The organism is Aliiroseovarius sp. M344, from assembly GCF_025140835.1.
In the GTDB taxonomy this organism is placed as follows: domain Bacteria; phylum Pseudomonadota; class Alphaproteobacteria; order Rhodobacterales; family Rhodobacteraceae; genus Aliiroseovarius.
Genome location: NZ_CP081153.1, coordinates 196,166 through 221,802, shown reverse-complemented (window position 1 = coordinate 221,802; position 25,637 = coordinate 196,166). Strand labels below are relative to the sequence as shown.

The following is a 25,637-nucleotide window of genomic DNA, read 5'->3' as shown; positions in this document are numbered from 1 at the left end:
GTTTGCAAGTCAAATTCGAGAGAGCGGTCAGAAATTTTAATCTGCGAATACCCACGCCATTCCAGAAAACACTGCGGTAGCCGATCGTACCCGACGCAGTTCCACTTGGCTTTGTCCAACAACCAGGCTCTTTGGTCTGTTGCGGTGAAAACCTCGGGAAGGGCACATGTGCCCACGTCGAAACGCGCGATTTTAGCCTTAGCCAACAGATAGGTTTGGGGATCGCCCGCAATTGACCGCTCGCGATTCAAGCAGCGTTCTGCCTCAGCGCACTATGAAATCCGCATGGAGTGCACCTGCGGCTTTAATGCTTTTTAGGATGTCGATCATATCGCGCGGCGCAACACCCAGGGCGTTCAGGCCCGCGATGACTTCGGATAATGAAGTGCCGCCCTCTACCTCAGCCAGGCCGATGCCGGGCTCTTCCTCTATGGCTGCGTTGGTACGTGGGACCAAAAGTGGTTCTCCATTCGAGAAAGGATTGGGCTGCACAACGATCGGTTGTTCCTGTATCCTAAGAGTCAAATTTCCCTGCGACACGGCAACCCTGCTGATCCGAACATCGGACCCCATCACGATTGTCCCAGATCTTTGGTCAACGACGACCTTGGCTTTTCGTTCCGGTTCGACGCCCAGGTTTTCAATCGCACCTATCGCATGCGCGGGGGAAACTGCGCGTGTTGCGCTGATGTCAACGATCACAGTGCCGCTGTCCAGCATCCGCGAAACCAAGCGGCCGTATTTGCCGTTGATCGCACGCTCGATGCGCTCTGCAGTGGTGAAGTCGGGCGTGCGCAACGCCAAGCGGATTGATTTCAGCTTGGTAAAGTCAAAATCGATCTCACGTTCTACGCGAGCACCATTCGGGATGACACCACTTGTTGGTACGCCTTGGATGACCTTGGCGCCATCCCCTTCGGCCTCTGCGCCTCCCGCGATGACTGTCCCTTGGCCGACGGCATAGATTTCGCCATCCGCCGCGTTAAGTGGGGTCATGATAAGAGTCCCCCCGAGCAAGCTTTTCGCATCACCTATTGCCGACACCGTCACATCAATGCGCGACCCAGCGCGCGCGAAGGGTGGCAGCGAGGCGGTCACAAAAACGGCCGCAACATTCTTGGGGCGAAACTGCTCGCCGGTGATATTGACCCCCAACCGCTCCAGAATATTAGACATGATATCTTCTGTGAAAGGTGCATTGCGGATCCCATCGCCCGTGCCATTCAGTCCGACCACCAGACCATAGCCGATCAAATCGTTTCCGCGCACGCCATCAAACTCAACAAGGTCCTTGATTCGGACAGAGTTTGCCTGCGCCGCGGACAGAGAAAGCAGCAGCGTGAAGGTAAAGATGAGAAATCGGGTCATCGCATATAATCCGTGAAGTTCAGGTTCGAAAGTCTGGCGGTCACTGTGTAGAGGCTTTCCATCTGACCATAGAGCGCCTGCAACGCAGTCGCCGTCTCATACGGATCCGCCGCCGTTAGCTGATTGTAGGACAGCTGTAACGCGGATTTTTCAGCAGTGTTCCTGACAGACGCTGTTTCGATCCGCGCTTCTATGCTGCCCACGCGGGCACGCACGAATGTCAGGTTGTCGCTGGCTGCGAGCAATTCATTCGACGATATCTTTGCAAGGTCCCTTTGGGATGCCGCATCCCCAGACAGAGCCCCTTCGGCAAGAACCGCAGATTTGGCAAGCGCACTCATAAGGTTTCGGATCTCGGTGTCATTTGCCTTGACAGGATGGGATACTTCCTCACCTTCGCGCAGGCGGAACGGGCCAAGCTCTTCGTCCGCGCCGAGATACCCGAACAACTCGAACCCGCCGCTGGGTGACATGAACCAGTCATCAATCTGGGACGACACACCAGCGGCCGTAGTTTCAGCAGAGACCAACGACATTAAATCGGCCAATATCGTTTCGGCATCGGCCAACGCCAAACCGTCCGTTGCGGCACCGGAAAAAAGGCTTCTCCCGCCGAGGCTAGTGTTCAGATTAGAAACTGTTGATGAAAAAATCTCGCGCGCAGTAACAGCCGTTGATTGGATTAGACCAGTGTTCTGAGAGCTAATCGCGCTGATCAAACCGCTGGTAAGTGTTTGCGTTTGATCCTGGATGTTTCCAAGTACGGTCTGCGCGCCCCTGACCATTGTCTGCGCTTCACTTATCCCTTGGGTCTGGGCAGCCAAAAGTTTTAGGCTGTGTTCGATCCCGGCGATTGGACCGAAATCTCCGGATACATGTGTCGCCAAATTCGCCTTGCGGCCCGAAGACAGCTCCATACCTAAAAGCTCCATATCTTGTTTGAGCTTGGCTGTCTGATGGCGCGTGTGAAACGTGCTGGCGAGATCACCGTATGTCGCGAATGACATGTCTCATCTCCTAAATGGCGAGGATTGTCTGTATCATCTCGTCTGCGGTCGAGATAACTCGGGCGTTGGCTGCGTAGGCCTGTTCGATCTGCATCAGCTTTTGCAACTCTGCATCTGTATCGACACCTTGCGACAACTCCATTTGCCGCAAGGTCTGATGTTGAGCGGTGGCAAATCCCAATCGCGTTTCCGCCTGCAAGTGATCAGAGCTTGCAAGTGACAGAACATCCGCCGCCAATCCGGCGGACGTGCGCGCTGCACCGGAAAACCCAATCGAGCCGGGAACGCGCGATGCATTGAGCCTGTCTGCGAGTTGATGGAGCAATGTCGCGGATCCCACATTGCCTTGCAAAGCCGCGCCCAGTCCATCGCGCAACCGCCAAGCTGCGCCGCCTTGCTTGGGATCAACAGCCGCGTTAAGCGACAATCGTGTAGATAAGGCAGTCTCGTCTGTTGCGGCGAATGCTGCCCCTGCATCGGTGAACAAGCCCGGACCCCCCGGCGCGCGCGTCGAATCCAGAGACGGATCCTGAAACCTTTCAACAATATCCCGTGCAAATCCGTCGAGCCGATGCTGTGCCGTTATCGCCAAGTCATCTCGCACAGCGAACTGGCCTGCCAAAGCGCCGCCAGCAATCAGACTCCGATCACCGCCGGTCTCGACGAGTTGGCCGTTGATGGTCAGTCCGGACAAAGCGCCACCAGCGAGAGTCATTTCGGGCACAATCATGTTGACGGATGTGAAACCCAATTGCGCCGCCTTGCCGTCGAGCAACACGGCACCGCCGGTTGTGATCAAGGCAATCATTCCATGTTCACGCGGAAGCTGTTTCAGCGGAACAATTGGCGATAACTCGTCAATTTTCTGTTGCCTCAGATCCATCAATCCGGACGGATCAACACCCCGCGCGCGCGCCTCTTGTATCTTGATGTTAAGGGACCTGACGTCGTCCAGCCCCGCATTCAATGTTGCGACTTGGTTTTCAATCGCGCGATCCGCGTTGAGTCGGGCGTTCTGGATGAAATCTGCTGTGTTCTTCACGTGCCTCGTCAGGTTTTCGGCCGCGTCCAGCACAGCCAACAAGCGGGCATCGCTATCCGGCCGCGCGGCAGTTTCTATCAACGAGGCTTCAAATTGTGCTAGCCGTCCAGACAAGGAACCAGGTTGGTCGGGTGTGCCGATAGTATCGCCCAGCCCCTTCAAAAACTGCTCTTGCGTGCCGTGGTAGCCGATTGCGGCATCCGCCAATCGCCTGTCTCCGATCAAAACCTCATCTGTCTGTCGTTGAACTCCATTAACCCTCACACCCGACCCGGATTGCCCCAAGGTTCGGGTCGACAACTCCAATGATCTGGCACCATAGCCTTCGGTCATCGCGTTTGCGACATTGGACGAGACAAGCTCTGCCGCGCGCGACGATGCGCTGAGGCCCGAAAGGGCGTTTGAAAAGGCGCCAGATATGCTCATGGGTCAGGCCTTGGTTTCCGATCCGTCATTAACGTTTGATATTGGTCGTTTCTTGCAGCATTTCATCCACGGTTTGGATGACCTTGGCGTTCGAGCTATAGGCACGCTGTGTCTGAATCAGGCTCGTCAGCTCGCCTGCAACGTCAGTGGTTGACCCTTCGCGGGCGAAGCCGACAACTTCGCCAGTGGGGCCATCCCCAGCGTCCCACATGAAGAACGATCCGCTTTCCGGGGACACTTGGTATGCTTGGTTCGATATCGAGATCAGGCCGTTGGGGTTTGGCACATCAACCAAGGGCACCTGATAAATGGTGCGAATGAAGCCGGTATCATAAGTGGCTTTGATGAAGCCATGCTCGTCCACCTGCACCGCTGTAAGATTGCCTACAGGCGAGCCGTCTTTGGTGATCGAGACAGGGGCAAAACTGTCAGAAAGTTGGGTCAGCCCATTGGGGTCACCAATTTTCCCGATTGTGAGCGAGAGCGGCCCTCCAGCAACGGTCAGATCAAGAGTACCGTTCGTGGCATTGTAGGTCCCACCAGACACCACGGCAACTGAAGCGAGCGACCCGCCATCCGTGCGCGAATCGTCGAATGTCAGCGTATATTCACCAATCGTCGCGCCACCAGACGCGCTGTCGGTGACGACCATGGTCCACTGGTTTGAAGAGCCGGTGGCGGGGATTGTCGGTGTAAACGAGAAATCAAGTGTTTCAGAGGTGCCGAGATTGCCGAAATACTCCACCGACAAAGGCCGCGCTGTGCCAGCCGAGCCAGCCTCGGTTTCAACGGCGGGCAGGTTGACACCCAGTTTCATGGTCGTGGTCGGGTCGCCCGCGGTTTGGTTTGCGTTGATAACGATAGGCTCCAGCCCTACTCCCGTATCCCGAGGGAACGTGGCGACATTTCCGTCGGCATCCGCGGGCCAACCCAGCAGAACCAACCCTGTTTCGGTCTTCAACACACCTTCAGAATCCGTCCGAAACGAGCCGGTCGTTGTCATCATCATCGGGCGCGCGCCGGGATTGGCATCGCGGTAAACCTCTTGCGTGACCGGCAGCATGCCGCGTCCGCTGATCGCGATATCCATCGGGTTTGATGTCGAGATCAGGGGGCCGTGTTCATCGATGATGCGGTGGGTCGTCGTGCGGACACCACCGGCAGAGTAGGTACCCGCGCCAGCCAATCCGCCGATTACAAGGTTCTGAAAGTCCGCTGTGGCCCGCTTATACCCAAATGTCGAAGAATTCGCGATGTTGTCCGAAATCGTGGCCAGTTTGGTTGCGTGCGCGTTCAAACCGGCGACGCCGGCACTTAGTGAGGAGGAAATCGTCATGGTGCGCCTTTCTGCTGCATCTACCTCTATGTCGAACACCATGCTTAGCCACCTGACCTTAACAGGCCGCTAACAGCTAAAATTTGCAGCGAATACGGTCCCGGCAAAGCTAAAGAAGCGGATCAATGCCCGTGGCGCAGAAGGATCAGTTCAATACGGTTGTTGCGCACCGCCATGATGTTCTGCCCGGTCGGATCACGATCTGCGTGACCGGTTACACGGTCGATACGCACAGGCGGAAACGATTCGCTTTCCAGCATCACTCGCACTTGGCTTGCGCGATTGGTGGACAAGGGCCAAGCGGTGTTCTCCTTGACCACGACCGGCTGCGTGGCGACGTGCCCTTCGATCGCGACCCTGTTTTCGACCAGTGCAAAAACACGCACGACCATAGCCACCAATTCTGTCAGCAGTCCGGTCGGCGTACTGGTCCCCGGTTCAAACAACGGAGCGTCCGGCAGATCAAACAGCTCGACAAGCAGGCCTTCATCGGTAACGCGGGTCACGATGTGGCGCGCAATTCCGTCGCTGGCCATGCTGTCCCCGCTGCGGGCAAAAAGCATCTTTTCAACATCTTCCAAATGCGCGTCTTCCATGGCGACGTCAGCCGCAGCGCCGCCGCCTTGCATGGTCGGATCGCGCGGCAGCCCACCGTTTCCGGTCTGCGACAGAGTCTCTTCGACAAAGACGCTATCGCCACCAAACGAGCCGTCGCCACCACCCGACACACGTGTCACGGGGATGGTTGGACTGAAATAGTCCGCGATGCCCTTCCGCTGTTTTTCCGTCGTTGCATTCAAAAGCCACATCAGAAGGAAGAACGCCATCATGGCTGTCACGAAATCGGCATAGGCCACTTTCCATGCACCACCGTGGTGTCCGCCACCACTGACTTTCTTAACCCTTTTGATGATTACAGGCGCATTTGCATTTGCGCGCATCTCACCACCTCATACTTCACCCGGGATCAGTGTTAGCCGGCCGAAGTTGATAGGGGCTTAACCTTTCAAATTGTTGGCAATTCAATACTTCACCTGTGAAGTGTCACTTTTTCTTGACTTCGTTTCATTCGCAACGATACCATTGCGCTGCAAACAGGATGAGCCCTGCAAAGGGTATTGAAACGAGGTTTCACATGAACCAGCACAGCTCTGCGCGCGAAATGACGCGCGCGGTGTCCTCTGTGGGCACCGAAACGCATTATATGCCCGGTTGGGCCAATGACTTCGAGACCGAGGCACTGCCCGGTGCGCTGCCACAAGGCATGAACAGCCCGCAGAAATGTGAATATGGGCTGTATGGCGAACAGCTGTCTGGCACGGCGTTCACGGCCAACCCACCCGAACGCACATGGTGTTACCGCATCCGTCCATCTGTGAAACATTCTGCGCGCTATACCAAGGTTGATATGCCTTACTGGAAGTCCGCACCCTGTGTGGACCCGGACGTGATCAGTCTGGGTCAGTATCGCTGGGATCCGGTACCTACGACCGAGGGTCTGAACTGGATCACTGGAATGCGCACCATGACAACGGCGGGCGACGTGAACACGCAGGTCGGCATGGCATCGCACATCTATCTGGTCACGGAATCTATGGTAGATGACTACTTCTTTTCGGCTGACAGCGAACTGCTTGTTGTACCGCAGGAAGGCAAACTGCGCTTCTTTACAGAGCTCGGCATCATCGACCTTGCCCCGCAGGAAATCGGCGTTATCCCCCGCGGTCTTGTCTATCGGGTCGAACTTCTGGAAGGTCCGGCGCGTGGCTTCGTCTGCGAAAACTATGGTCAGAAATTCGAGCTTCCGGGCCGCGGCCCCATCGGCGCCAACTGTATGGCCAACCCGCGTGACTTCAAAGCGCCAGTCGCGGCGTTTGAGGATCGCGAAGTGCCCTCGACCATCACCATCAAATGGTGTGGACAGTTCCATAAGACCGAGATCGGACAGTCTCCGCTGGACGTGGTTGCATGGCACGGCAACTACGCGCCGTACAAATACGACCTGACGACCTATTGCCCGGTTGGCGCGATCCTGTTTGACCACCCGGACCCCTCGATCTTCACGGTACTGACCGCACCGTCTGGCCAGCCCGGCACCGCGAATATCGACTTCGTCCTGTTCCGCGACCGCTGGATGGTTGCCGAGAACACATTCCGCCCGCCGTGGTATCACAAGAACATCATGTCCGAGCTGATGGGCAACATTTATGGCCAGTATGACGCCAAGCCGCAGGGCTTTATTCCCGGCGGCGTGTCGCTGCACAACATGATGCTGCCGCACGGGCCGGATCGGGAGGCGTTCGAGGGGGCGTCGAATTCAAATCTCGGGCCCGAGAAGCTGGAGAACACCATGTCTTTCATGTTCGAAACCCGCTTCCCGCAGCACCTGACGGCCTTCGCTGCAAACGAAGCGCCCTTGCAGGACGACTATATCGATTGCTGGGACAGCCTTGAGAAGAAATTCGATGGGAAACCCGGTAAAAAATGATGACGCTGTATGGATATTGGCGGTCCACAGCGGCCTATCGCGTGCGTATCGCGCTAAACCTTAAGGGTATCAGCGCCGAGCATGTGTCTGTTCATCTTGTGAAAGATGGCGGGCAGCAGCACATGGCGGACTATGTCGCCAAAAATCCAGCCCATCTGGTCCCGTCGCTTGAGCTGGAAGATGGGATTGTCCTAACCCAGTCTCTGGCGATCATTGACTACCTTGAGGCGGTGCAGCCGGACCCGGCGCTTTTGCCGTCAGATCCGATTGCCCGCGCCAAGGTTTTGGCTGCCGCGCATGTCGTTGCGATGGACATTCATCCCGTGAACAACTTGCGTGTGGTCGCCCATCTGGCTGATGAATTCGGCGCGGATGCGGACGCCAAGCGCCAATGGATGTGTCACTGGATGGCCAAGGGTTTCACCGCCCTTGAACAGATGGTCGAAAGGGACACGAAATTCGCCTTTGGTGACACGCCGTCTCTGGCGGACATCTGCATTGTTGCGCAGTACTATAACGCACGGCGCTGGGGTCTGGACCTGACCGCATATCCGCGCCTGACCGAAATCGAAGAAACCTGTTTGGCCTTGCCCGCCTTTGCCGCCGCAAAGCCTGAGGCACAGCCGGACGCCCAGAGCTAACCTGTTTGAGGATCACATGAGCCAATTAAAAAAGTCGTGGGTGGACAGCGCGAACTCCGCCGAGACACCCTTTCCGCTGAACAACCTGCCTTACGGCGTGTTTTCGACCGCCGGGTCAGAGCCGCGCTGCGGTGTGGCCATCGGGGATATGATCCTTGATGTGACTGCTCTGGAAGATGAGTACTTTGAGTACAGCGCAGAGCCTGTTTTCACATCCGGCATGTGGAACGAATTCATGGATTTGGGGTCTGAGGTTTGGGCTGAATTTCGCAGCAAACTGAACGAGATGCTCGCAGAGGGGTCCCCCTACCAGAGTGAAATCGAAGAGCATCTGGTTCCGATGGCAGACGCCGAGCTTCTGATGCCCTTTGCTGTCTCGGAATACACTGACTTCTACGCCGGTCGACAGCACGCCGCCAACATGGGCGCGATCCTGCGCGGCTCGCCCGATCTGCCCGCCAACTGGCTGCACATCCCGATCGGCTATAACGGTCGTGCGTCGTCCGTTGTGATCTCGGGCACGCCGATCCACCGCCCGAACGGTCAGCGCAAAGCGCCCGACGCCGAGATGCCCAGCTTTGGCCCCTCGATGCGTTTGGATATCGAGCTTGAGATGGGGGCCATCGTTGGCAAACCGTCCGAGTTTGGCCAGCCGATCACCGTGGACGAAGCCGATGACATGATCTTTGGCTATGTTCTTCTGAACGACTGGTCTGCCCGTGATATCCAGGGTTGGGAATACCAACCGCTTGGCCCGTTCCAGGGTAAAGCCTTCGGCACCTCAATTTCCCCATGGATCGTGACCGCCGCCGCTCTGGAAGACTTCCGCGCGCCCACACCGGAACGCGAGAAAGAGCTGCTGCCCTATCTGGATGGCTCAAGGGACGGTCTGTACGACATCGAGCTTCAGGTGCTGATGCAGCCCGAAGGCGGCGACACAGCGTCGGTTGTTGGCGAAACCAACTACACCCGCATGTATTATTCGGCTGCTGAGCAGCTGTGCCACCACGCCATTGGTGGCTGCGGGATGAACGTGGGTGATCTTCTCGGCTCCGGCACCATCTCTGGCCCAACCAAAACCGAATATGGTTCACTGATGGAGATGAGCTGGGCGGGCCGAGAGCCCTTCACGCTCGACACTGGCGAGACACGCACATTCATCGAAGACGGCGACACACTGACCCTGCGGGGCACGGCCAAAGGCGATGGCTTCCAGATCGGGTTTGGCGACTGCGTCGGAAAAATCCTGCCCGCCGTTAAGTGGCCCAAATAAATGCGCGTTTGCGCATCATCCCCCTGCAGACTGCCATTCGAGGATTGCCTCGGATGGCATCAGCAGCATGATGATGTTCAAGGCCAACCCGTCGCGGATCAGGTATGTGGTCAAAACCTCAAAACCGACGACGATCAGGAAACTGACCCAGATCGGCAAACGCAAGGCCAGCCAAAAGCCAACAAACATCGCGCCAAGGTCAACCGCCGAGTTCAGCACGCTGTCACCCCAATACTCGCCCGACACGGTGAATTCGCGATAGCGATTGATGACAGCTTCGGTGTTCTCTGCCACTTCCCACGCGCCTTCGATGATGGTCGAAACCAACAGACGCCAGCCAAGGGCAAAACGGCGCATCAACAGAAAAGTTGCGCCATAGAACAGAAACCCGTGGATCAGATGGCTGGGCGAATACCAGTCAAACAGATGTTGCGACCCCTGCCCGCTGTCATCACCTGCATACCAAAGCAAAGTGTATCCGCAGGGGCATGAGAAATAACGACCCATCGCCAACAGCGTAACAAGCGTGGCGGTAGTGACAAAAAACGTAGCCCAATAGGGCAGATACTGACGATCAAACATGGGGCGAAGGGAACATGAACCCACCCCGCTGTCCAGAAAGGAAAACCTGACCATGGCTAAGGCTTTTGCGTCCCAAGGGGACATGACCGAGAAAAAGATCACCTTCGATGAAATTGGCGACGGCCTTTATGCCTTTACCGCCGAAGGCGACCCGAACTCGGGCGTTATCATTGGCGATGACAGTGTGATGATCGTCGAAGCTCAGGCCACGCCACGTCTGGCCAATAAGGTAATCGAATGCGTGCGGTCTGTGACAGACAAGCCGATCAGCCACGTGGTGCTGACGCACTATCACGCGGTCCGCGTGTTGGGGGCGTCGGCCTATGGCGCCGATCAGATCATCATGGGCGACCAAGCCCGTGCGATGGTTGTGGAACGCGGTCAGGAAGACTGGGACAGTGAATTCCAACGCTTCCCGCGCCTATTCGAAGGCCACGAGTCGATCCCCGGCTTGACCTTCCCGACCACCACATTCTCGGACGACATGACCGTTTACCTAGGCAACCGACGGATTGACCTGATGCATCTGGGCCGCGCCCACACGTCAGGCGATATCGTGATCCACGTGCCGGACCAGAACGTCATGTTCACTGGCGACATCGTCGAAGATCACTCGGCCTGCTATTGCGGCGACGGTCACTTCTCGGACTGGGGCGATACGCTGGACAACATCGCGTCCTTCGACGTGGACGCCATTGCGCCGGGTCGTGGCGGTGCACTGATCGGCAAGGAAGCCGTCGAACGCGCCATCGAAAGCACCCGCGATTTCGTCTACAGCACCTACGCCCCGGCCGCCAAAGTGGCAGCGCGTGGCGGCTCGTTGAAAGAAGCTTGGGACGCCGTCCGCGCCGAGTGTGACCCGAAATTTGCAGACTACGCGATCTATGAGCATTGCCTGCCGTTCAACGTTGCCCGCGCGTATGACGAGGCCCGCGGCATCGACACCCCTCGCATCTGGACCGCACAGCGCGATCTGGAAATGTGGGAATCCTTGCAAGGTTAAGTAGTTAGCGGATGCGGTGACGGCATATCAGCGCATCCCACCCAAATTCGTTGCTTTCGCAATGAATTACGCTACACTAGGTGCGGTGCGGATCGCCAGCCGGAGGAGAACAACATGAACAAGATTTTCGAAGTCCCGCTTTACCCCTATGAGCGCAGCCCTGACCAAGACGCAACAACGCCTGTGCGTCATCCAGTTGTCATTATCGGTGCGGGTCCGATTGGTCTGGGCATGGGGATCGACCTAGCACAACAGGGTGTAAAAGTCGTGATCGTTGACGACAACGACAAGGTCAGCTTCGGCTCTCGTGCGATCTGCTTTGCCAAACGCCCGCTTGAAATTCTTGACCGCCTTGGTTGCGGCCAACCGATGGTGGACAAGGGCGTCGAATGGGATGTGGGCAAGGTCTTCTTTGACGACCGCGAGGTCTATAAGTTCGACCTGCTGCCTGAAGAAGGCCACCAACGCCCCGCCTTCATCAACCTTCAGCAATACTATTTTGAAGAATACCTGGTGAACCGGGTGCGCGAACTGGAAGCGGAAGGCGCACCGATCGAAATTCGGGGCGGCAATAAAGTCACTGCGATCGGCACCCACCCCGATCATGCAACGCTGGAGATCGACACGCCCGAAGGGCCCTATAACGTCGAGGCTGATTGGCTGGTTGCCTGCGATGGCGCAGGCTCGCCTACACGGCAGATGCTTGGGCTCGACTTTGTCGGGCGCGTGTTCGAAGACAACTTCTTGATCGCCGATGTGATCATGGAAGCAGATTTTCCATCGGAACGTTGGTTTTGGTTCGACCCGCCTTTCAACCGTGGCCAGTCAGCTTTGCTGCACAAGCAGCCCGATGGCGTTTGGCGGATCGATTTGCAACTGGGCTGGGACATCGACAAGGAAGAAGAGAAGAAACCCGAAAACGTCATCCCACGCCTGAAAGCCATGTTGGGTGAGGATGTTGAGTTCGATCTTGAATGGGTTTCGATCTACACCTTCCAGTGCCGCCGGATGGAGAAGTTTCGCCACGGCCGCGTCCTGTTTGCCGGCGACGCCGCGCACCAAGTGTCCCCCTTTGGCGCACGCGGCGCGAACTCAGGCCTACAAGACACCGACAATCTTGGCTGGAAGCTGAAGCTGGTGATCGATGGCAAGGCGGACGAGACGCTGCTGGACAGCTATGATATCGAACGCATCCACGGTGCAGACGAGAACATTCTGAACTCCTCGCGCTCCACCGATTTCATCACACCGAAATCTGATACGAGCCGCCTTCTGCGCGACGCTGTTTTGGATCTGGCAGAACAATATGAGTTTGCCCGTCCATTGGTGAACTCCGGCCGCCTGTCGGTGCCGTGCACCTATGACGGATCGCCGCTGAATTCAGCCGACGCACTGGATGGCCCGATCAAAACACGACCAGGATCTTCTTGCCCCGACGCACCACTCGGTGACGAGTTCCTGCTGCCCAAGCTGGGTGACCAGTTTGTTCTTCTGACCATCGACGCAGATGCGCCAGATTTCATTGAAGAAGGCGGGGTCAAAGCCACGCGGTTGGCTTTGTCCGTCAAAGATGACAGGACCGGCGCGTTGAAGGAACGTTATCTGGGCAATGCGGAAAGCGCCGTTTACCTTATCCGCCCCGACCAACATGTGGCTGCCCGGCGCCCCAGTTTTGATGAAAACCAATTCCGCGCCGCCATCCGCCGCGCCACGGGCAAGGAGTAATGCCGATGACCGACCTTATCCTAACGCCAAATATCAATCGCGCCGATGATTTCTATGCCGAGCTTCTGGCGGCGCATGAGGGGTTGTCAAAGGATGACAGCGACGCGCTTAATGCACGGCTGATCCTTGTGCTGGCGAACCATGTCGGCGACCGTGATGTCTTGTCGCAAGCGGTCGAGGCTGCAAAGCAGAATGGCTAAAGCCTAACCCCGAAAACAAGAAGAGCCCGCGATATATGCCGCGGGCTCTTTGCTATTTTTGACGCGTAGATTTTAGCTGGGATCAGCTGTTGTACGCAGGTAAGGCAGCTTGATGTCAACATCGCCAAATTTGGCGCGCGCCTCGTCATCCGACAGGGACAGAGCCACGATCACATCCTGTCCTTTCACCCAGTTCGCCGGTGTGGCAATCGGTGTGCCGTATGTGGCTTGCAGACCATCAAGAGCACGCAGAACTTCTGCGAAGTTACGGCCAACAGACATCGGGTATGTCATGATCAGCTGAACTTTCTTATCCGGCGAAATGATAAAGACAGACCGCACCGATGCAGAATCAGCCGCGGTGCGTCCGTCAGGCAGATATGCTTCTGCCGGCAACATGTCGAAAGCTTTCGAAACGGCGAGGTTCTCGTCAGCGATGATCGGGAAGCCCGCCTTGGCACCCGAAAACCCTTCGATGTCTTTTTTCCAGCTGACATGTTCTTTGGCGCTGTCTACGGACAGGCCGATGACTTTGGTGCCGCGTTTGGCCCATTCGTCTGACAACTGCGCAACCGCGCCGAATTCTGTGGTGCAAACAGGTGTGTAGTCTTTCGGGTGCGAAAACAGGATCGCCCAGCTATCCCCAATCCAATCGTGGAAGGTGATCTCTCCTTGATCTGTCTCGGCTGTAAAATTCGGTACAATGTCGTTGATGCGAAGTCCCATAGGGTCTCTCCTGTCCATACGTTTCGGTTGGAAGTAAGTTACGACCTATTTCACGGTTTTAAAGGCCCAGAACGAGACCAATTGCGTCTAAATCGTCGCACTCAAAAATTTGATCAAATTTTGTTTCCGTGGGTTGCGCCTGACAATTCCCGGTGCCAGAGTGCACGCAAATCCGACCAAGGAGACTGGAATGATTGAGAAGCGCGATTTCTATATCAACGGCCAGTGGGTGGCCCCTGCGGCACCCAAGGACCTGAATGTCATCGACCCGTCGACCGAAGAGGTCTGCGCGGTCATTTCGCTGGGCGATCAGGCTGATACTGATGCTGCCGTCGCCGCCGCCAAGGCCGCTTTTGCCGACTGGGGCTTTTCGAAGAAAGAGGACCGGCTGGCTCTGATCGAAAAGCTCTTGAAAGTGTATCAGACACGCTCGGATGATCTGGCCGAAGCGATGAGCATCGAGATGGGTGCCCCCATTGATCTGGCCCGCACGTCACAGGCGGGATCGGGCACATGGCACATCCAGAACTTCATCACCGCGTTCAAAGATTTCGAATTTGACAAGATGCTGGGTGCACATGCCCCGAACGATCGCCTGCTTTATGAACCCATCGGGGTTTGCGCGCTGATTACGCCTTGGAACTGGCCGATGAATCAGGTGTCCCTGAAGGTCGTGGCAGCAATGGCGGCAGGTTGCACGATGGTTCTGAAACCGTCCGAAATCGCGCCGTTGTCGTCGATTGTCTGGAGCGAGATCGTCGACGAGGCTGGCTTCCCCGCCGGCGTCTACAACATGGTGAACGGCGACGGTGTGGGTGTTGGCACGCAACTGTCCACCCACCCTGACGTGGATATGGTCAGCTTCACGGGTTCGACCCGCGCTGGCATCGCGATTTCCAAAGCAGCTGCCGACACCCTGAAACGCGTGAGCCTTGAGCTGGGCGGCAAGGGTGCCAACATTGTCTTTGACGATGCGGATGAGAAGGCCGTGAAGCGGGGTGTGATGCACATGATGCAAAACACCGGGCAAAGCTGTAACGCACCGTCGCGCATGCTGGTACAGCGCGGGGTTTATGACCAAGCCGTCGAAGCCGCGCGCGAGGCTGCCGAGAAGGTTCAGGTTGGCCCGGCCAGCAAAGAAGGCCGCCACATCGGCCCGGTGGTCAGCGAGCTTCAGTGGAACAAGATTCAAGACTTGATTCAGGTCGGCATCAACGAAGGTGCGCGCCTGATCGCCGGGGGAACCGGGCGGCCTGAGGGTCTGAACAAAGGCTATTTCGTCAAACCGACCATCTTTGCGGACGTCAACAACCAGATGACCATCGCACGCGAGGAGATTTTTGGCCCGGTAATGGCGATGATTCCGTTCGACACCGAAGAAGAAGCCGTCGAGATCGCCAATGACACGGTCTATGGGTTGACCAACTATGTGCAGACCCAAGACGGCGCACGCGCCAACCGCGTCGCCCGTAAAATGCGGTCTGGCATGGTCGAGATGAACGGCACATCCCGCGCCGCAGGCTCGCCCTTCGGTGGCTATAAGCAGTCCGGCAACGGGCGCGAAGGCGGCATTCTAGGGATCGAGGATTTCCTTGAGGTCAAAGCCGTATCGGGCTGGTCGAACGACTAAAGCGTTTCGTGAAAAACCTGACGCACCGGTTTTTGGCCAAACGCGCGAAACGCTTTAATCAGCGGCAATAAGCAAAAAAGGCCCGCTTCTGCGGGCCTTTTTTGTTTTCGTTGCGTCAGCCCTTTTCGAACACAATAATCGCCTCGCCGATCGTCACACCGTATTTCTTCACATAGGCGCGATTCAAAAGGCGGTCGTCGGACAGAAGCCACATCCAGTCGTCAAAATCCACGCGCATGGTTTTCCCGTCTCGACCGGGAAGGTCGATCCGGTACTTCCAGTTGAAGGTATCGCCGCTCTCGGTTCCATTGGCCTTGCCAATGACGCCAGGGGCTGTCCCAGACCACGTATCTTCGCCGGTTTTGTCTAGGGTCCAGATCCGCTGTTCCGTGCTGCCATCGGCATAGACGAAGTCTTCGACCAGCGTCAGGGTTTGGCCATCCCAACTGCCTTGAATATTGACGTCGAAGCGGCGCTGCACATTCCCAAACAAGTCTTGAAACTGGCCGCGCGCAACAGTTTTACCTTCGAAAAACTCTTCAAGATTGAGGTTGCGCGAACTCAGTTTGGCATCATCCAGATCGGGCGCTCCACTGCAGCCGATCAAAAAAGCGCAGGCAAGTGCTGATAGTTTCAGGTTCATGGTTCACCTCTGGATTGGTATCGTGTCATTTCCGGTCTGCTTGTATGCAAACCATTCTTGAATGATACGCGGCCCGGGTGTTTTCGGATCACATTACCGGTCTTGGTTTCCGGAGGTTATGCGCGCCGCACCACCACCGACCCGACTGAATACCCCGCGCCGAACGAACAAATAACACCGGTGTCGTCAGGTTGCAGGTCATCAGAGTGCTTAGAGAATGCAATGATTGATCCCGCAGATGAGGTGTTGGCATAATCCTGCAGGATATTGGGCTGCTCGCCCTCTGCCGGGATGCGACCTAGGACCTTCTTCCCGATAAAATCATTCATGGTTTTGTTCGCCTGGTGCAGCCAAAGCCGCTTCAGATCGTCAGGTGTGATGCCAATCTCGGCGATGTGCTCAAGGATGTGCTGGGATACAATCGGCAGCACTTCTTTGAAGACTTTGCGCCCGTTTTGCATGAACTGCATATCGCGGCGATCCGGCAGAGTATCCGCTGCTTCACGGGTGCGGCGCAGGAAGCCGTTGTTGTTGCGGATATTGTTGGAAAACTGGGTCAAGCACTTGGTCGACAGGATCTCAAAATGATCGCCCTTCGCGTCCTCTTTGCGTTCCAGCAGAGTGGCTGTCGCCACGTCGCCAAAAATGAAATGGCAGTCGCGGTCGCGCCATTCCAGATGGGCCGAACAAATCTCGGGGTTCACCACCAGCGCGCGCTTGACCGACCCAGACCGGATCATGTCTGCCGCCGCCTGAATGCCGAACGTCGCCGAGGAACAGGCCACGTTCATGTCGAACGCAAAGCCGCCCGCGCCCAGCGCCTGCTGGATTTCAATCGCAACTGCCGGATAGGCCCGTTCATGGTTTGAGGCCGCGCAGATAACAAGGTCAACTTCGCTGGCATCGCGCCCAGCCTTGACCAGCGCTTTCAGGCAGGCGTCCACCCCCATTTCGGCCATAATGCCCAACTCGTCATCGGTGCGTTCGCGCAACGTCGGGTGCATGATAGTCGGGTCCAGCACCCCGGTTTTATCCATCACATACCGCTGGTGGATACCCGAGGCGGACACGATAAACTCTTCACTCGAATGGCCGACAGGCTGCAACTCGCCAGCCGCAATCGCGTCTGCGTTCTTAGCATTCTCTTTGTCGGCATAGGCGTTAAAGGCCACGACAAGTTCGGCATTGGTGATGGTGGGTTCGGGGGTAAACACCCCGGTCCCAGAGATTACTGGCTGGATCATGTGGATCTCCTCGAAAGTTGGCCCAGTCAATCAGGAAGCTTAGTAGGCGGCAAGGGGAACTGCCCCTAGGTCATCCCCTTCAGAACGGACACTTCGCCTTGAACGTCAGCCCTTTTCCACCATCCGGATGACGCAGCCGCAAGCTTTCGGCGTGTAGCATCAGCCGTGGGGCGTCGCGGGCGTCACCTTCTGCATAAAAGGGGTCCCCCAAAATCGGGTGGCCGATTTCCTTCATGTGGACCCGTAGTTGGTGGCTGCGCCCGGTCTGCGGGAACAAGCGCATTCGTGTGGTCTTTTCCTCATACTTCAGTACTTTCCAGTCGGTAACGGCCGGTTTTCCATTCTCAAAATCAACGTGCTGCTTGGGGCGGTTTGGCCAGTCAACAATCAGTGGCAAGTCAACCGTGCCTTCCCGCTCGGCCACACGTCCCCACACCCGTGCCACATAGGCCTTCTTCATCTGTCGTTTTTCAAACTGAAGCCCAAGATGGCGCTGCGCATGGGGTGTCATTGCAAACACCATGATGCCAGACGTATCCCGGTCTAGCCGGTGAACAAGCAGCGCATCGGGAAACACGGCCTGTACGCGCGACAACAGACAATCTGCCAGATGTTCGCCTTTGCCCGGAACCGACAGTAGGCCCGCAGGTTTATCAACCAGCAAAAGTTCGTGGTCCTGATGGACGATCACCAGCGGATCGTTGGGGGGCGCGTATTCATCTGACATGTGCGCCAGATAGCCTGCGCTGCGCAGGCAAGCAAGGCTCAGCGATTTCGCCGCATTTGTCTGAACATCGACGTGGTGTAAATTATCAGCGCCAGCCAGATCAGCGGGAAGGCAATCAGCTTGGCCCCTCCGAACGGCTCTTTGAAGACAAGCACCGCCACAAGGAAGATCATCGTTGGCGCGATATATTGCAGGATGCCTATGGTCGACAGGCGCAGAAGCTTGGCCCCGTTGGCATAGAACATCAGCGGCACTGCCGTGACCACGCCGCATCCCAGCAGCATCCACGTATCATTGACCGAGGTCAGAAAATGCCCCTTGCCTGTCATGCCCAACCACACGACATATGCAAGCGCCGGAGGTGTCAGGATCAGAACTTCCAGCAGGAAACCCTGGTTCGGTCCGATGGGCAGCGATTTCTTGAACAACGCATAAAAGCCCCAGGTCAGCATCAGGCTCAGCGCCACAAGGGGAAGCCGGCCTGTATCGGCGGTCAGGATCAGAACGGCAATGGCCGCCAAACCAACCGCAACCCACTGCGCACGCGACATGCTTTCCCCCAGCAGCAACGCGCCCAGCAGGATCGAAAATAGCGGGTTGATATAGTATCCCAATGCGGCCTCAACCGTCTGTTCGACCGAGATCGCCCAGATATAGATCCCCCAATTGATCGAGATGAGCGTCGCTGTGATCAGAGCCAGACCAAGATTTCGGGGATTGGTCAGCACGGTGCGCAGATCGCGCGTGCGTCCTGTGGCAACCAGCACCGCACCGGCAACGGGAACCGACCAGATCACCCGATGGGCCAGCACCTCGGTCGGAGGGATATGGCTGAGCGCCTTCAGGTATAAGGGCAGAAACCCCCACAGCACATAGGCCGTGGTCGCGAAGGCAAGACCCTGCAGTGAATCGGTGTTCTCAGATTTCGTCATATCCAACATCGCGCGTTCCTTACCGGGCCATATGACAGGCAAATCGTCGCGTTGCACAGGGCGTAATTTGTGGGGTGCCCCATCACCAAACGCAATGGACCTTAATTGACCTACTGGGCCGCCTTGACCTTTTGCCAAACCGCCTTGTCCAACCGAAAGCGCTTCCATGGCGCGGGGTTGCCAGTAAGGTCAATTTCATCTTCACCCACGAATTCCGCTCCCAACTTCAATGTCGCCTTTTGCGAACGGATATTGTCGGGCGCGATGTGGAACCAAACCCGATCAAACGTTTGGAACGCATGATCCAGCATCAGCTGCTTCATGTGAAAATTCACCGTTCCGCCCCAATACAGATTGTTCAGGAAGGTGAAGCCGATTGAGATATCTTCGGGCGCATCGGGTCCAACATAATACCGCGAGCAGCCAATGATCTTGGCCGACGTTTTGTCGATCACAACAAGCGTCCCGCCTTCCCGCAAGAGCATGTCGAAATAGGGATCAAAAACCTCGCGCTTGTAACGGTCCTTGCTGGGATGACCTGCCCAGATCTCGGGTGCGTTGGCTGCGCGGTGCAAGTCCTCGCGATCCTGCCCGGTTATCCCACGCAGGATCAGCGTTTCGCCTTCCAATCTTGGTTGGTCGTCAAAGCTCACGCACGCACGCGTTCTGATTTGGGATCATACATCGGTTTCAACGAAGCCTCTGCCTTCACACGCGTACCGGCCACATCGATCTCGTAACTGGACGCCAGAACATCTGCAGCGCTTTCGCCCTTGCAGGGCACATAACCCATGCCGATCGCTGCCCCAAGATGGTGCCCATAGCCACCGGAACTCAGATAGCCCACGATTTCACCATCCCGGATCAGTGGTTCGTTGTGATACAGCAGCGGTTCAGGGTCGGTCAGTTTGAACTGCACCAAGCGGTTCTCAAGCCCGCTGTCTTTCTTCGCCAGCACAGCGTCACGCCCGATGAAGTCAGGTTTGTCGGTTTTCACCGCAAATCCCAACCCGGCCTCAAGCACATGATCCTCGCACGTGATGTCATGGCCGAAATGGCGGAACGCCTTTTCGATCCGGCAACTGTCCATCATGTGCATGCCGCAAAGCTTTAATCCCATATCCTGCCCGGCCTCGAACAGAGTTTCAAACGCGTGGGCGGCCATCTCGGACGAGATATAGATCTCCCAACCCAATTCGCCGACATAGGACACACGGTGGGCGCGGGCCAGGCCCATGCCCAACTCGATCTCTTGCGCAGTGCCAAATGGGTTCGCATCATTGCTAAAATTGGCGGGGCTGACACGTTCCAGCAGCTTGCGCGAATTTGGACCCATAATCGCCAGCACGCCTTCGCCAGCGGTGACGTCGGTGATAACAACGCGAGCATCCCCGACATGGCGGCGCATCCATGTTTCATCCGCCAATCGCGTGATCGAGGGTGTCACCACCAGATAGGCTGTCTCTGACAGGCGCGTGACGGTTACATCCGCCTCGATCCCGGCGCGTTTGTTCAGGAACTGCGTATAGACGATCTTGCCCGCTGGCACCGACATGTCTGCCCCGCAAACCCTATTCAGAAATGTCTCGGCATCCGGGCCTTCAACCCGGATCTTCCCGAACGACGTCATGTCATACATGCCCACGTTCTCGCGCACGGCTTTGTGCTCTGCCGCTGCGTTTTCAAACCAGTTCGGACGACCCCACGTGTATTCGTATTCGGGCACCTGCCCTTCACGTGCAAACCAGTTGGCACGTTCCCATCCAGCGGTTTCCCCCATGACCGCACCTTGATCCAACAGGTGTTGATGGAACGGCGTGCGCCGGACACCGCGCGCTGTGGCTTTCTGGCGGAACGGGAAGTGGTCGGCATACAGCAGGCCCAGAGTCTCTTTCGAGCGCTCATAGAGGTAATGCTTGTTGCCCTGGAATGGGTGCATCCGGCTGATGTCCACGTCACCAAGATCAAAGGGTTTTTCGCCACTGTCCATCCACCGCGACAAGGCCATACCTGCGCCGCCTGCCGATTGGATGCCGATCGAGTTAAACCCGGCGGCCACCCAGACATTGTCCATCTCGGGTGCTAGGCCAAGGTGATAAGCGTCATCCGGCGTGAAACTTTCAGGACCGTTGAAGAACGTGTGGATACCCGCCTCGGCCAGCATCGGCATGCGGTTACAGGCGGCTTCGAGGATAGGTTCGAAATGGTCAAAATCCTCTGGCAGCTGGTCAAATTCGAACTTGTCCGGAATGCCGTCCATCGCCCACGGCTTGGCATTGGGCTCAAACGCGCCCAACAGGATTTTACCCGCATCTTCCTTGTAATAGGCGCATTCATCCGGAACGCGCAGCACCGGCATCTGGCTTAGCCCTTTGATGCCTTCGGTCACGATATAGAAGTGCTCGCAGGCGTGAAGCGGCACATTCACGCCGGCCATCTTGCCGACTTCATGGCCCCACATACCCGCGCAGTTGACGATCATGTCACAGGCAATCGTTCCCTGATCCGACCCGTCATCCGATGCCCAGTTCACACCTGTAACTCGGCGACCAGCCCGTTCTACGCCGGTGACCTTTGTGCGCTCCTTGATGACGGCGCCGTTCTGACGCGCTCCTTTCGCCAGTGCCAGTGCGATATTCGCGGGGTCAGCCTGCCCATCCGTTGGCAGCCAGATGCCGCCTGTCACACCCTCAAGATTGATGTGTTCATAGCGCTCTTTCACCTCGGCAGGTGACAGTTCTTCACATGGAACACCGAAAGCGCGGGCCATCGCAGCGCTTCGGAAAAGCTCTTCGCGCCGTTCATCCGTCAAGGCCACCGATACCGACCCGCATTGGCGTAATCCTGTTGCAACGCCGGTTTCATCCTCTAGCCCGCGATACAGATCGGCCGAATATTTGGCGAGCTTGGTCATGTTTGACGAAGATCGCAGCTGCCCGATCAGGCCCGCCGCGTGCCAAGTGGTGCCAGACGTCAGTTGCTTTCGTTCCAGCAAAACGACATCTGTCCAACCAAGTTTGGTCAGGTGGTAAGCAACAGAACATCCGATGACGCCGCCACCGATAATGACAACACGGGCATTGGTAGGAAGGCTCATAGCATCTCACTCCATGTGGGTTTGGCCGAGGGTTGCACGATTGCCGGCGGGGAAACCCCTTCGATCCGACATATTTGACGGAAAACGATCATCCGGCTGATGTCCGTGATCGCCGCAGCGTCATTGGCGTCACGCCGAAATGCCGTCTGAACAAGCTCGAGAACCCGTTGGGAAATCCGCTTGCCAGCCCGACGTCCCGAACACTCATCGACGTTTTCAGAAGCAGCGTATTGGCGTAGTTCAAACGCAGCTCGCGGTAATAGGCCTTGGGTGTTGTGTTCAGGAAGCTACGGAACTGCCGTTCCAGAGACCGTTCGGAAACGGCCAGATACCGGACCAGCTCTGAGATCAGCAGCGGTTCCTCAAGGTTGGCTTGCATCAGCTCAAGGCACTGGTCGAGCGACCGCTTCCCGGTACGCGCCATCTCTTTGCCGCCAAAGGGCTGAAGGGTCGACGATGTTCGGATCGTCTCGTGCAGGAAAATGTCTGCCACGGTCGCCACCGACGCAGCGCTGATGTGGCCATTGAGCATCCCCAGCACAAGGTCATAGCTCGCACCCATACCTGCGCTGGTGGTGATCTTCCCATCCTCTGCAGCCAGCGCGTATGACCCGACACCCGGCGTGCCTCGTTCATTCAGCAGCGCGCGATTTTCCCAATGTGTCGTGTGGTTCATCAACTGTTCACCGGTTTCAGAAATGTAACGACTTGCAGCCTCAGACAGCAAAAACACCCGCGCCCCGGCCCATTGGTAGGCCTTGATCTCTTTGCGCAGTGACAAATCCGCTGCGTCGGGATCAGAATTCCCCAGCACGAATACATAGTCCGCCCTTGGTTTTGTCTTGATTGGCAGTGTGTCGATTGTAATCGAAGCGCGACAGGTAACCGGGCCGCCCCGCCGCGAATACCACTGCCAACGAAAAACTTCCTTTGCCGATACACGGTTTGCCGTGCGTAACACTTCGACAATGGCGGAAAACTCGGTCAGCACAAAGCCATCTGCCACCAGTATATCGACCTGGATCGGAATATGCTCCTTCAACGGTGTCACACGATCCCCCATCCAGCAATCAGGCGCGCAGCCTTGCGTTGTCGGGGTCCCACAGCGGTTGGTCCTCCTGAACCACGGCATGATATTTTTCGCCGTAGATCTCGACCTCCAGCACAGTCCCAGGCAAGGCCAAATCCGACCGCACCATGCCCAGCGCGATCGAGGCATTGATCCGATAGCCCCACCCGCCCGAAGTGGTTTCTCCGACGATCTGATCACCCGACCAGATGCAGGACATGTAGGGCGCGTCGCAGTCGCCAGCGTCGACCAGAAGGGTGACGAAACGTTTTTTCGATCCCTGCTGTTTCTCGGCCTGAAGCGCCGCTTTGCCAGGAAAGTCCTGCGGCTTGTCCAGCTTCACAAAGCGATCCAAACCGCCTTCGAACATTGAATAGTCAGTCGATAGATCGCCCTTCCACGCACGATACCCTTTTTCCAGACGTAAGGAGTTCAAGGCATACATGCCGAACGGCTTGGCACCCGCGGCGATGATGGCGTCATATATGGCGGGCATATCGGCATTCTCTGCATGGACTTCCCAGCCAAGTTCCCCGGCGAAGGACACCCGAAGCAGTGCCACCCAACCCCCTGCGATTTCGCTTTCCTGAAGACTAAGCCAAGGCAGCGACAGATCAGCGTCACACAACGTTTCAAGAATATCACGGGACGCTGGACCTGTGACAATCAGGGTGTCCATCCGGGTGGTCCAATCCTCGAGTGTAAAGGCGCGGTCTGCTGGCATGTGGCGTTGAAGCCATTCCTGGTCGTGCCACTGCGCGGTCGCAGCTGTGACGAGGATGAACTGGTCCTCAGCTTCTCGGGTGACCGACATCTCGGTTTGGATCCGGCCACGTTCGTCCGCGAAGTAAACCAAACCGACCCGGCCAATCTTTGGCAGCGCACCCGTGACCAGCCCGCGCAACCATTCGTCTGCGCCGGGACCCTTGATTTTGAACCGCGAGAAACCCGGCAGGTCCAGAACGCCACAATGGTCGCGCACCGCTTCGCATTCTTCTTTTACGCGTTGGGTCCACGGACCCTGACGGCCCCATGTATGGGTCGCCTCAAGCGATGTATCGTCGCTTTCTTTCGCATACCAGTTGGCACGTTCCCAACCGTTATAGGCACCCATCACACCGCCTGCAGCGATCACACGGTCGTGCACCGGTGACAGTTTCTTGTCGCGCGCGGCGGGCCATTCGTGATGCGGGAAGTGCATGGCGTATTCGTTGCCGTAAACCTCCATGCCCTTCTGATCGCAATAATCCTGGTCGGTGTAGTCAGTGTAACGGCGCGGATCCACCGCCCACATGTCCCACTCGGTCGCGCCATCGACGATCCATTCGGCCATGACCTTGCCAGCCCCGCCGCCTTGCGCGATGCCGAAGGTGAAGACGCAGGCCTCAAACGCATTCGCGACGCCCGGCATTGGCCCCATCAGAGGCAGCCCGTCGGGCGCATAGGGGATCGGGCCGTTGATCACGCTGGACACGCCAGAGGTCTCCATCAGTGGTACGCGAGCCATGGCGTCAACCACGATATCCTCGATCCGATCCAGATCTTCCTGCCAAAGCTGAAAGCTGAAATCGTCGGGCATCTGGTCGCTAGCGTCGACCCAATGCGCCTTGCAGTTCGGTTCGTAGGGACCAAGGTTATAGCCGTTCTTTTCCTGACGCAGGTAATAAGACACATCCACATCGCGGATCAGGGGAAGCTTTTTGCCGGTAATTTTGCTGTGGGCTTCGATCTCGGGGATCTGTTCTGTCAGCAGGTATTGGTGCTCCATCACCATCATTGGCACCGTGCGGCCGCCATAAGGCTTGAACCATTCGCCAACGCGCTGGGCATAATACCCGGCTGCGTTCACCACATAGTCACATTCGATGTCACCCTTGTCGGTGTGCACAATCCATGTCTTGTCGTCCTTCTGGGTGACTCCAGTCGCCGGGGTGAAGCGCAGAATTTTCTGCCCCATGTCACGCGCGCCTTTGGCCAGTGCCTGTGTGACCTGCGCCGGGTCGATATCCCCGTCCGACGGATCCCAAAGAACGCCAGCGAGATCATGGATCTCCAAGAACGGATAATGCTCTTTCGCTTGCTCTGGCGTCCAGATCTCCATCTCAATGCCCTGATAGCGGCCCATGGAACAGGCGCGCTCAAACTCCTGCATCCGCTCTTTCGTATGCGCCAAACGGATCGAGCCGGTCTGGTGATAGTTCATCGGATAGTCGACTTCCTCACCCAGCCGCGCGTAAAGCTCGGTCGAATAGCGCTGCATGTTCATGATCGCCCACGAAGTCGAGAAGGTGGGGACGTTACCTGCCGCGTGCCACGTCGACCCGGCGGTCAGTTCGTTCTTTTCCAAAAGGACACAATCAGTCCAACCTTTCAGACCCAAATGATACAGCGTCGAGGCACCGACGACGCCGCCGCCAATAATGACAACGCGGGCTTTGATGGGGAAGTCAGACATTCGGGTCTCCGTCTTTTAAGGTG

At 57.0% G+C, this 25,637-nt stretch carries 22 protein-coding genes; 7 read left to right on the top strand and 15 right to left on the bottom strand.

What is annotated here, in order from left to right; translation table 11 throughout:
• Window positions 1-264: 264 nt before the first annotated feature.
• The 5 genes from K3556_RS01085 to K3556_RS01065 all read right to left on the bottom strand — a co-directional run bounded on the left by K3556_RS01085 (window position 265) and on the right by K3556_RS01065 (window position 6,120).
• On the bottom strand, window positions 265-1,368 hold the full coding sequence (locus K3556_RS01085) for a flagellar basal body P-ring protein FlgI (protein WP_260517896.1): 1,104 nt from the start codon (window positions 1,366-1,368) through the stop codon (window positions 265-267).
• On the bottom strand, window positions 1,365-2,375 hold the full coding sequence (locus tag K3556_RS01080; protein ID WP_260517895.1) for a flagellin: 1,011 nt from the start codon (window positions 2,373-2,375) through the stop codon (window positions 1,365-1,367). Before K3556_RS01080 ends, K3556_RS01085 begins: the two co-directional genes overlap by 4 nt.
• A gap of 10 nt (window positions 2,376-2,385) precedes the next feature.
• The gene (flgK, locus tag K3556_RS01075) at window positions 2,386-3,843 is read right to left on the bottom strand and encodes a flagellar hook-associated protein FlgK (protein ID WP_260517894.1); all 1,458 of its coding nucleotides are present in this window, start codon (window positions 3,841-3,843) and stop codon (window positions 2,386-2,388) included.
• A gap of 28 nt (window positions 3,844-3,871) precedes the next feature.
• On the bottom strand, window positions 3,872-5,179 hold the full coding sequence (locus tag K3556_RS01070; RefSeq protein WP_260519281.1) for a flagellar hook protein FlgE: 1,308 nt from the start codon (window positions 5,177-5,179) through the stop codon (window positions 3,872-3,874).
• A 122-nt stretch (window positions 5,180-5,301) separates the two neighbouring features.
• Window positions 5,302-6,120, bottom strand: coding sequence for a flagellar motor protein MotB (locus K3556_RS01065; RefSeq protein WP_260517893.1), 819 nt, complete (start codon window positions 6,118-6,120; stop codon window positions 5,302-5,304).
• 194 nt (window positions 6,121-6,314) lie between these two features.
• On the opposite strand from K3556_RS01065, the gene hmgA reads away from it, so the two are divergent.
• The 3 genes from hmgA to fahA are packed head-to-tail and all read left to right on the top strand — an operon-like array spanning window position 6,315 to window position 9,581.
• Window positions 6,315-7,667 (top strand): homogentisate 1,2-dioxygenase, encoded by a 1,353-nt coding sequence (hmgA, locus tag K3556_RS01060; protein ID WP_260517892.1) that lies wholly within the window; start codon window positions 6,315-6,317, stop codon window positions 7,665-7,667.
• Window positions 7,664-8,308 carry a maleylacetoacetate isomerase gene (gene maiA / locus K3556_RS01055; protein ID WP_260517891.1) on the top strand — a complete coding sequence of 215 codons (645 nt, stop codon included), beginning with the start codon at window positions 7,664-7,666 and terminating at the stop codon, window positions 8,306-8,308. The genes hmgA and maiA overlap by 4 nt, the downstream gene beginning before the upstream one ends.
• A 16-nt stretch (window positions 8,309-8,324) precedes the next feature.
• A complete protein-coding gene (gene fahA / locus K3556_RS01050) occupies window positions 8,325-9,581 on the top strand; it encodes a fumarylacetoacetase (RefSeq protein ID WP_260517890.1) in 1,257 nt (418 codons plus the stop codon).
• Between the two features lie 15 nt (window positions 9,582-9,596).
• Here fahA and K3556_RS01045 read toward each other — a convergent pair whose 3' ends face one another.
• Window positions 9,597-10,163 (bottom strand): DUF2585 family protein, encoded by a 567-nt coding sequence (locus K3556_RS01045; protein ID WP_260517889.1) that lies wholly within the window; start codon window positions 10,161-10,163, stop codon window positions 9,597-9,599.
• A 52-nt stretch (window positions 10,164-10,215) separates the two neighbouring features.
• Between K3556_RS01045 and K3556_RS01040 the strand changes: the two genes are divergently transcribed.
• The 3 genes from K3556_RS01040 to K3556_RS01030 all read left to right on the top strand — a co-directional run bounded on the left by K3556_RS01040 (window position 10,216) and on the right by K3556_RS01030 (window position 13,091).
• Window positions 10,216-11,166 (top strand): MBL fold metallo-hydrolase, encoded by a 951-nt coding sequence (locus tag K3556_RS01040; RefSeq protein ID WP_260517888.1) that lies wholly within the window; start codon window positions 10,216-10,218, stop codon window positions 11,164-11,166.
• Window positions 11,167-11,280: 114 nt separating this feature from the next.
• Window positions 11,281-12,891 carry an FAD-dependent oxidoreductase gene (locus tag K3556_RS01035; protein ID WP_260517887.1) on the top strand — a complete coding sequence of 537 codons (1,611 nt, stop codon included), beginning with the start codon at window positions 11,281-11,283 and terminating at the stop codon, window positions 12,889-12,891.
• 5 nt (window positions 12,892-12,896) lie between these two features.
• Complete coding sequence (locus K3556_RS01030) at window positions 12,897-13,091, top strand: DUF2783 domain-containing protein (RefSeq protein ID WP_260517886.1); 195 nt, start codon at window positions 12,897-12,899, stop codon at window positions 13,089-13,091.
• A 72-nt stretch (window positions 13,092-13,163) separates the two neighbouring features.
• Here K3556_RS01030 and K3556_RS01025 read toward each other — a convergent pair whose 3' ends face one another.
• A complete protein-coding gene (locus K3556_RS01025) occupies window positions 13,164-13,817 on the bottom strand; it encodes a peroxiredoxin (RefSeq protein WP_260517885.1) in 654 nt (217 codons plus the stop codon).
• 190 nt (window positions 13,818-14,007) lie between these two features.
• Between K3556_RS01025 and K3556_RS01020 the strand changes: the two genes are divergently transcribed.
• Window positions 14,008-15,447 (top strand): aldehyde dehydrogenase family protein, encoded by a 1,440-nt coding sequence (locus K3556_RS01020; RefSeq protein ID WP_260517884.1) that lies wholly within the window; start codon window positions 14,008-14,010, stop codon window positions 15,445-15,447.
• Between the two features lie 115 nt (window positions 15,448-15,562).
• Here K3556_RS01020 and K3556_RS01015 read toward each other — a convergent pair whose 3' ends face one another.
• The 8 genes from K3556_RS01015 to K3556_RS00980 all read right to left on the bottom strand — a co-directional run bounded on the left by K3556_RS01015 (window position 15,563) and on the right by K3556_RS00980 (window position 25,614).
• Window positions 15,563-16,090: a DUF3833 domain-containing protein gene (locus tag K3556_RS01015; protein ID WP_260517883.1), complete on the bottom strand. Its 528-nt coding sequence runs from the start codon at window positions 16,088-16,090 to the stop codon at window positions 15,563-15,565.
• 116 nt (window positions 16,091-16,206) lie between these two features.
• Window positions 16,207-17,334, bottom strand: a complete 1,128-nt coding sequence (locus tag K3556_RS01010; protein ID WP_260517882.1) for a beta-ketoacyl-ACP synthase III — start codon at window positions 17,332-17,334, stop codon at window positions 16,207-16,209.
• A gap of 79 nt (window positions 17,335-17,413) precedes the next feature.
• Window positions 17,414-18,061 carry an RluA family pseudouridine synthase gene (locus K3556_RS01005; protein ID WP_260517881.1) on the bottom strand — a complete coding sequence of 216 codons (648 nt, stop codon included), beginning with the start codon at window positions 18,059-18,061 and terminating at the stop codon, window positions 17,414-17,416.
• 38 nt (window positions 18,062-18,099) lie between these two features.
• Window positions 18,100-18,993 carry an EamA family transporter RarD gene (gene rarD, locus K3556_RS01000; protein ID WP_260519280.1) on the bottom strand — a complete coding sequence of 298 codons (894 nt, stop codon included), beginning with the start codon at window positions 18,991-18,993 and terminating at the stop codon, window positions 18,100-18,102.
• Between the two features lie 110 nt (window positions 18,994-19,103).
• Window positions 19,104-19,646, bottom strand: coding sequence for a GNAT family N-acetyltransferase (locus K3556_RS00995; protein WP_260517880.1), 543 nt, complete (start codon window positions 19,644-19,646; stop codon window positions 19,104-19,106).
• On the bottom strand, window positions 19,643-22,090 hold the full coding sequence (locus tag K3556_RS00990; RefSeq protein WP_260517879.1) for an FAD-dependent oxidoreductase: 2,448 nt from the start codon (window positions 22,088-22,090) through the stop codon (window positions 19,643-19,645). Before K3556_RS00990 ends, K3556_RS00995 begins: the two co-directional genes overlap by 4 nt.
• Before the next feature lie 88 nt (window positions 22,091-22,178).
• Window positions 22,179-23,141 (bottom strand): GlxA family transcriptional regulator, encoded by a 963-nt coding sequence (locus K3556_RS00985; RefSeq protein WP_260517878.1) that lies wholly within the window; start codon window positions 23,139-23,141, stop codon window positions 22,179-22,181.
• A 19-nt stretch (window positions 23,142-23,160) separates the two neighbouring features.
• Window positions 23,161-25,614: an FAD-dependent oxidoreductase gene (locus K3556_RS00980; protein ID WP_260517877.1), complete on the bottom strand. Its 2,454-nt coding sequence runs from the start codon at window positions 25,612-25,614 to the stop codon at window positions 23,161-23,163.
• Between the last annotated feature and the right edge of the window lie 23 nt (window positions 25,615-25,637).

What these genes read in the sequence shown, in the direction of transcription:
- K3556_RS01085 (WP_260517896.1), bottom strand. Translation starts at nt 1,368, where the DNA reads ATGACCCGATTTCTCATCTTTACCTTCACGCTGCTGCTTTCTCTGTCC.
- K3556_RS01080 (WP_260517895.1), bottom strand. Translation starts at nt 2,375, where the DNA reads ATGTCATTCGCGACATACGGTGATCTCGCCAGCACGTTTCACACGCGC.
- flgK (WP_260517894.1), bottom strand. Translation starts at nt 3,843, where the DNA reads ATGAGCATATCTGGCGCCTTTTCAAACGCCCTTTCGGGCCTCAGCGCA.
- K3556_RS01070 (WP_260519281.1), bottom strand. Translation starts at nt 5,179, where the DNA reads ATGACGATTTCCTCCTCACTAAGTGCCGGCGTCGCCGGTTTGAACGCG.
- K3556_RS01065 (WP_260517893.1), bottom strand. Translation starts at nt 6,120, where the DNA reads ATGCGCGCAAATGCAAATGCGCCTGTAATCATCAAAAGGGTTAAGAAA.
- hmgA (WP_260517892.1), top strand. Translation starts at nt 6,315, where the DNA reads ATGAACCAGCACAGCTCTGCGCGCGAAATGACGCGCGCGGTGTCCTCT.
- maiA (WP_260517891.1), top strand. Translation starts at nt 7,664, where the DNA reads ATGATGACGCTGTATGGATATTGGCGGTCCACAGCGGCCTATCGCGTG.
- fahA (WP_260517890.1), top strand. Translation starts at nt 8,325, where the DNA reads ATGAGCCAATTAAAAAAGTCGTGGGTGGACAGCGCGAACTCCGCCGAG.
- K3556_RS01045 (WP_260517889.1), bottom strand. Translation starts at nt 10,163, where the DNA reads ATGTTTGATCGTCAGTATCTGCCCTATTGGGCTACGTTTTTTGTCACT.
- K3556_RS01040 (WP_260517888.1), top strand. Translation starts at nt 10,216, where the DNA reads ATGGCTAAGGCTTTTGCGTCCCAAGGGGACATGACCGAGAAAAAGATC.
- K3556_RS01035 (WP_260517887.1), top strand. Translation starts at nt 11,281, where the DNA reads ATGAACAAGATTTTCGAAGTCCCGCTTTACCCCTATGAGCGCAGCCCT.
- K3556_RS01030 (WP_260517886.1), top strand. Translation starts at nt 12,897, where the DNA reads ATGACCGACCTTATCCTAACGCCAAATATCAATCGCGCCGATGATTTC.
- K3556_RS01025 (WP_260517885.1), bottom strand. Translation starts at nt 13,817, where the DNA reads ATGGGACTTCGCATCAACGACATTGTACCGAATTTTACAGCCGAGACA.
- K3556_RS01020 (WP_260517884.1), top strand. Translation starts at nt 14,008, where the DNA reads ATGATTGAGAAGCGCGATTTCTATATCAACGGCCAGTGGGTGGCCCCT.
- K3556_RS01015 (WP_260517883.1), bottom strand. Translation starts at nt 16,090, where the DNA reads ATGAACCTGAAACTATCAGCACTTGCCTGCGCTTTTTTGATCGGCTGC.
- K3556_RS01010 (WP_260517882.1), bottom strand. Translation starts at nt 17,334, where the DNA reads ATGATCCAGCCAGTAATCTCTGGGACCGGGGTGTTTACCCCCGAACCC.
- K3556_RS01005 (WP_260517881.1), bottom strand. Translation starts at nt 18,061, where the DNA reads ATGTCAGATGAATACGCGCCCCCCAACGATCCGCTGGTGATCGTCCAT.
- rarD (WP_260519280.1), bottom strand. Translation starts at nt 18,993, where the DNA reads ATGACGAAATCTGAGAACACCGATTCACTGCAGGGTCTTGCCTTCGCG.
- K3556_RS00990 (WP_260517879.1), bottom strand. Translation starts at nt 22,090, where the DNA reads ATGAGCCTTCCTACCAATGCCCGTGTTGTCATTATCGGTGGCGGCGTC.
- K3556_RS00980 (WP_260517877.1), bottom strand. Translation starts at nt 25,614, where the DNA reads ATGTCTGACTTCCCCATCAAAGCCCGCGTTGTCATTATTGGCGGCGGC.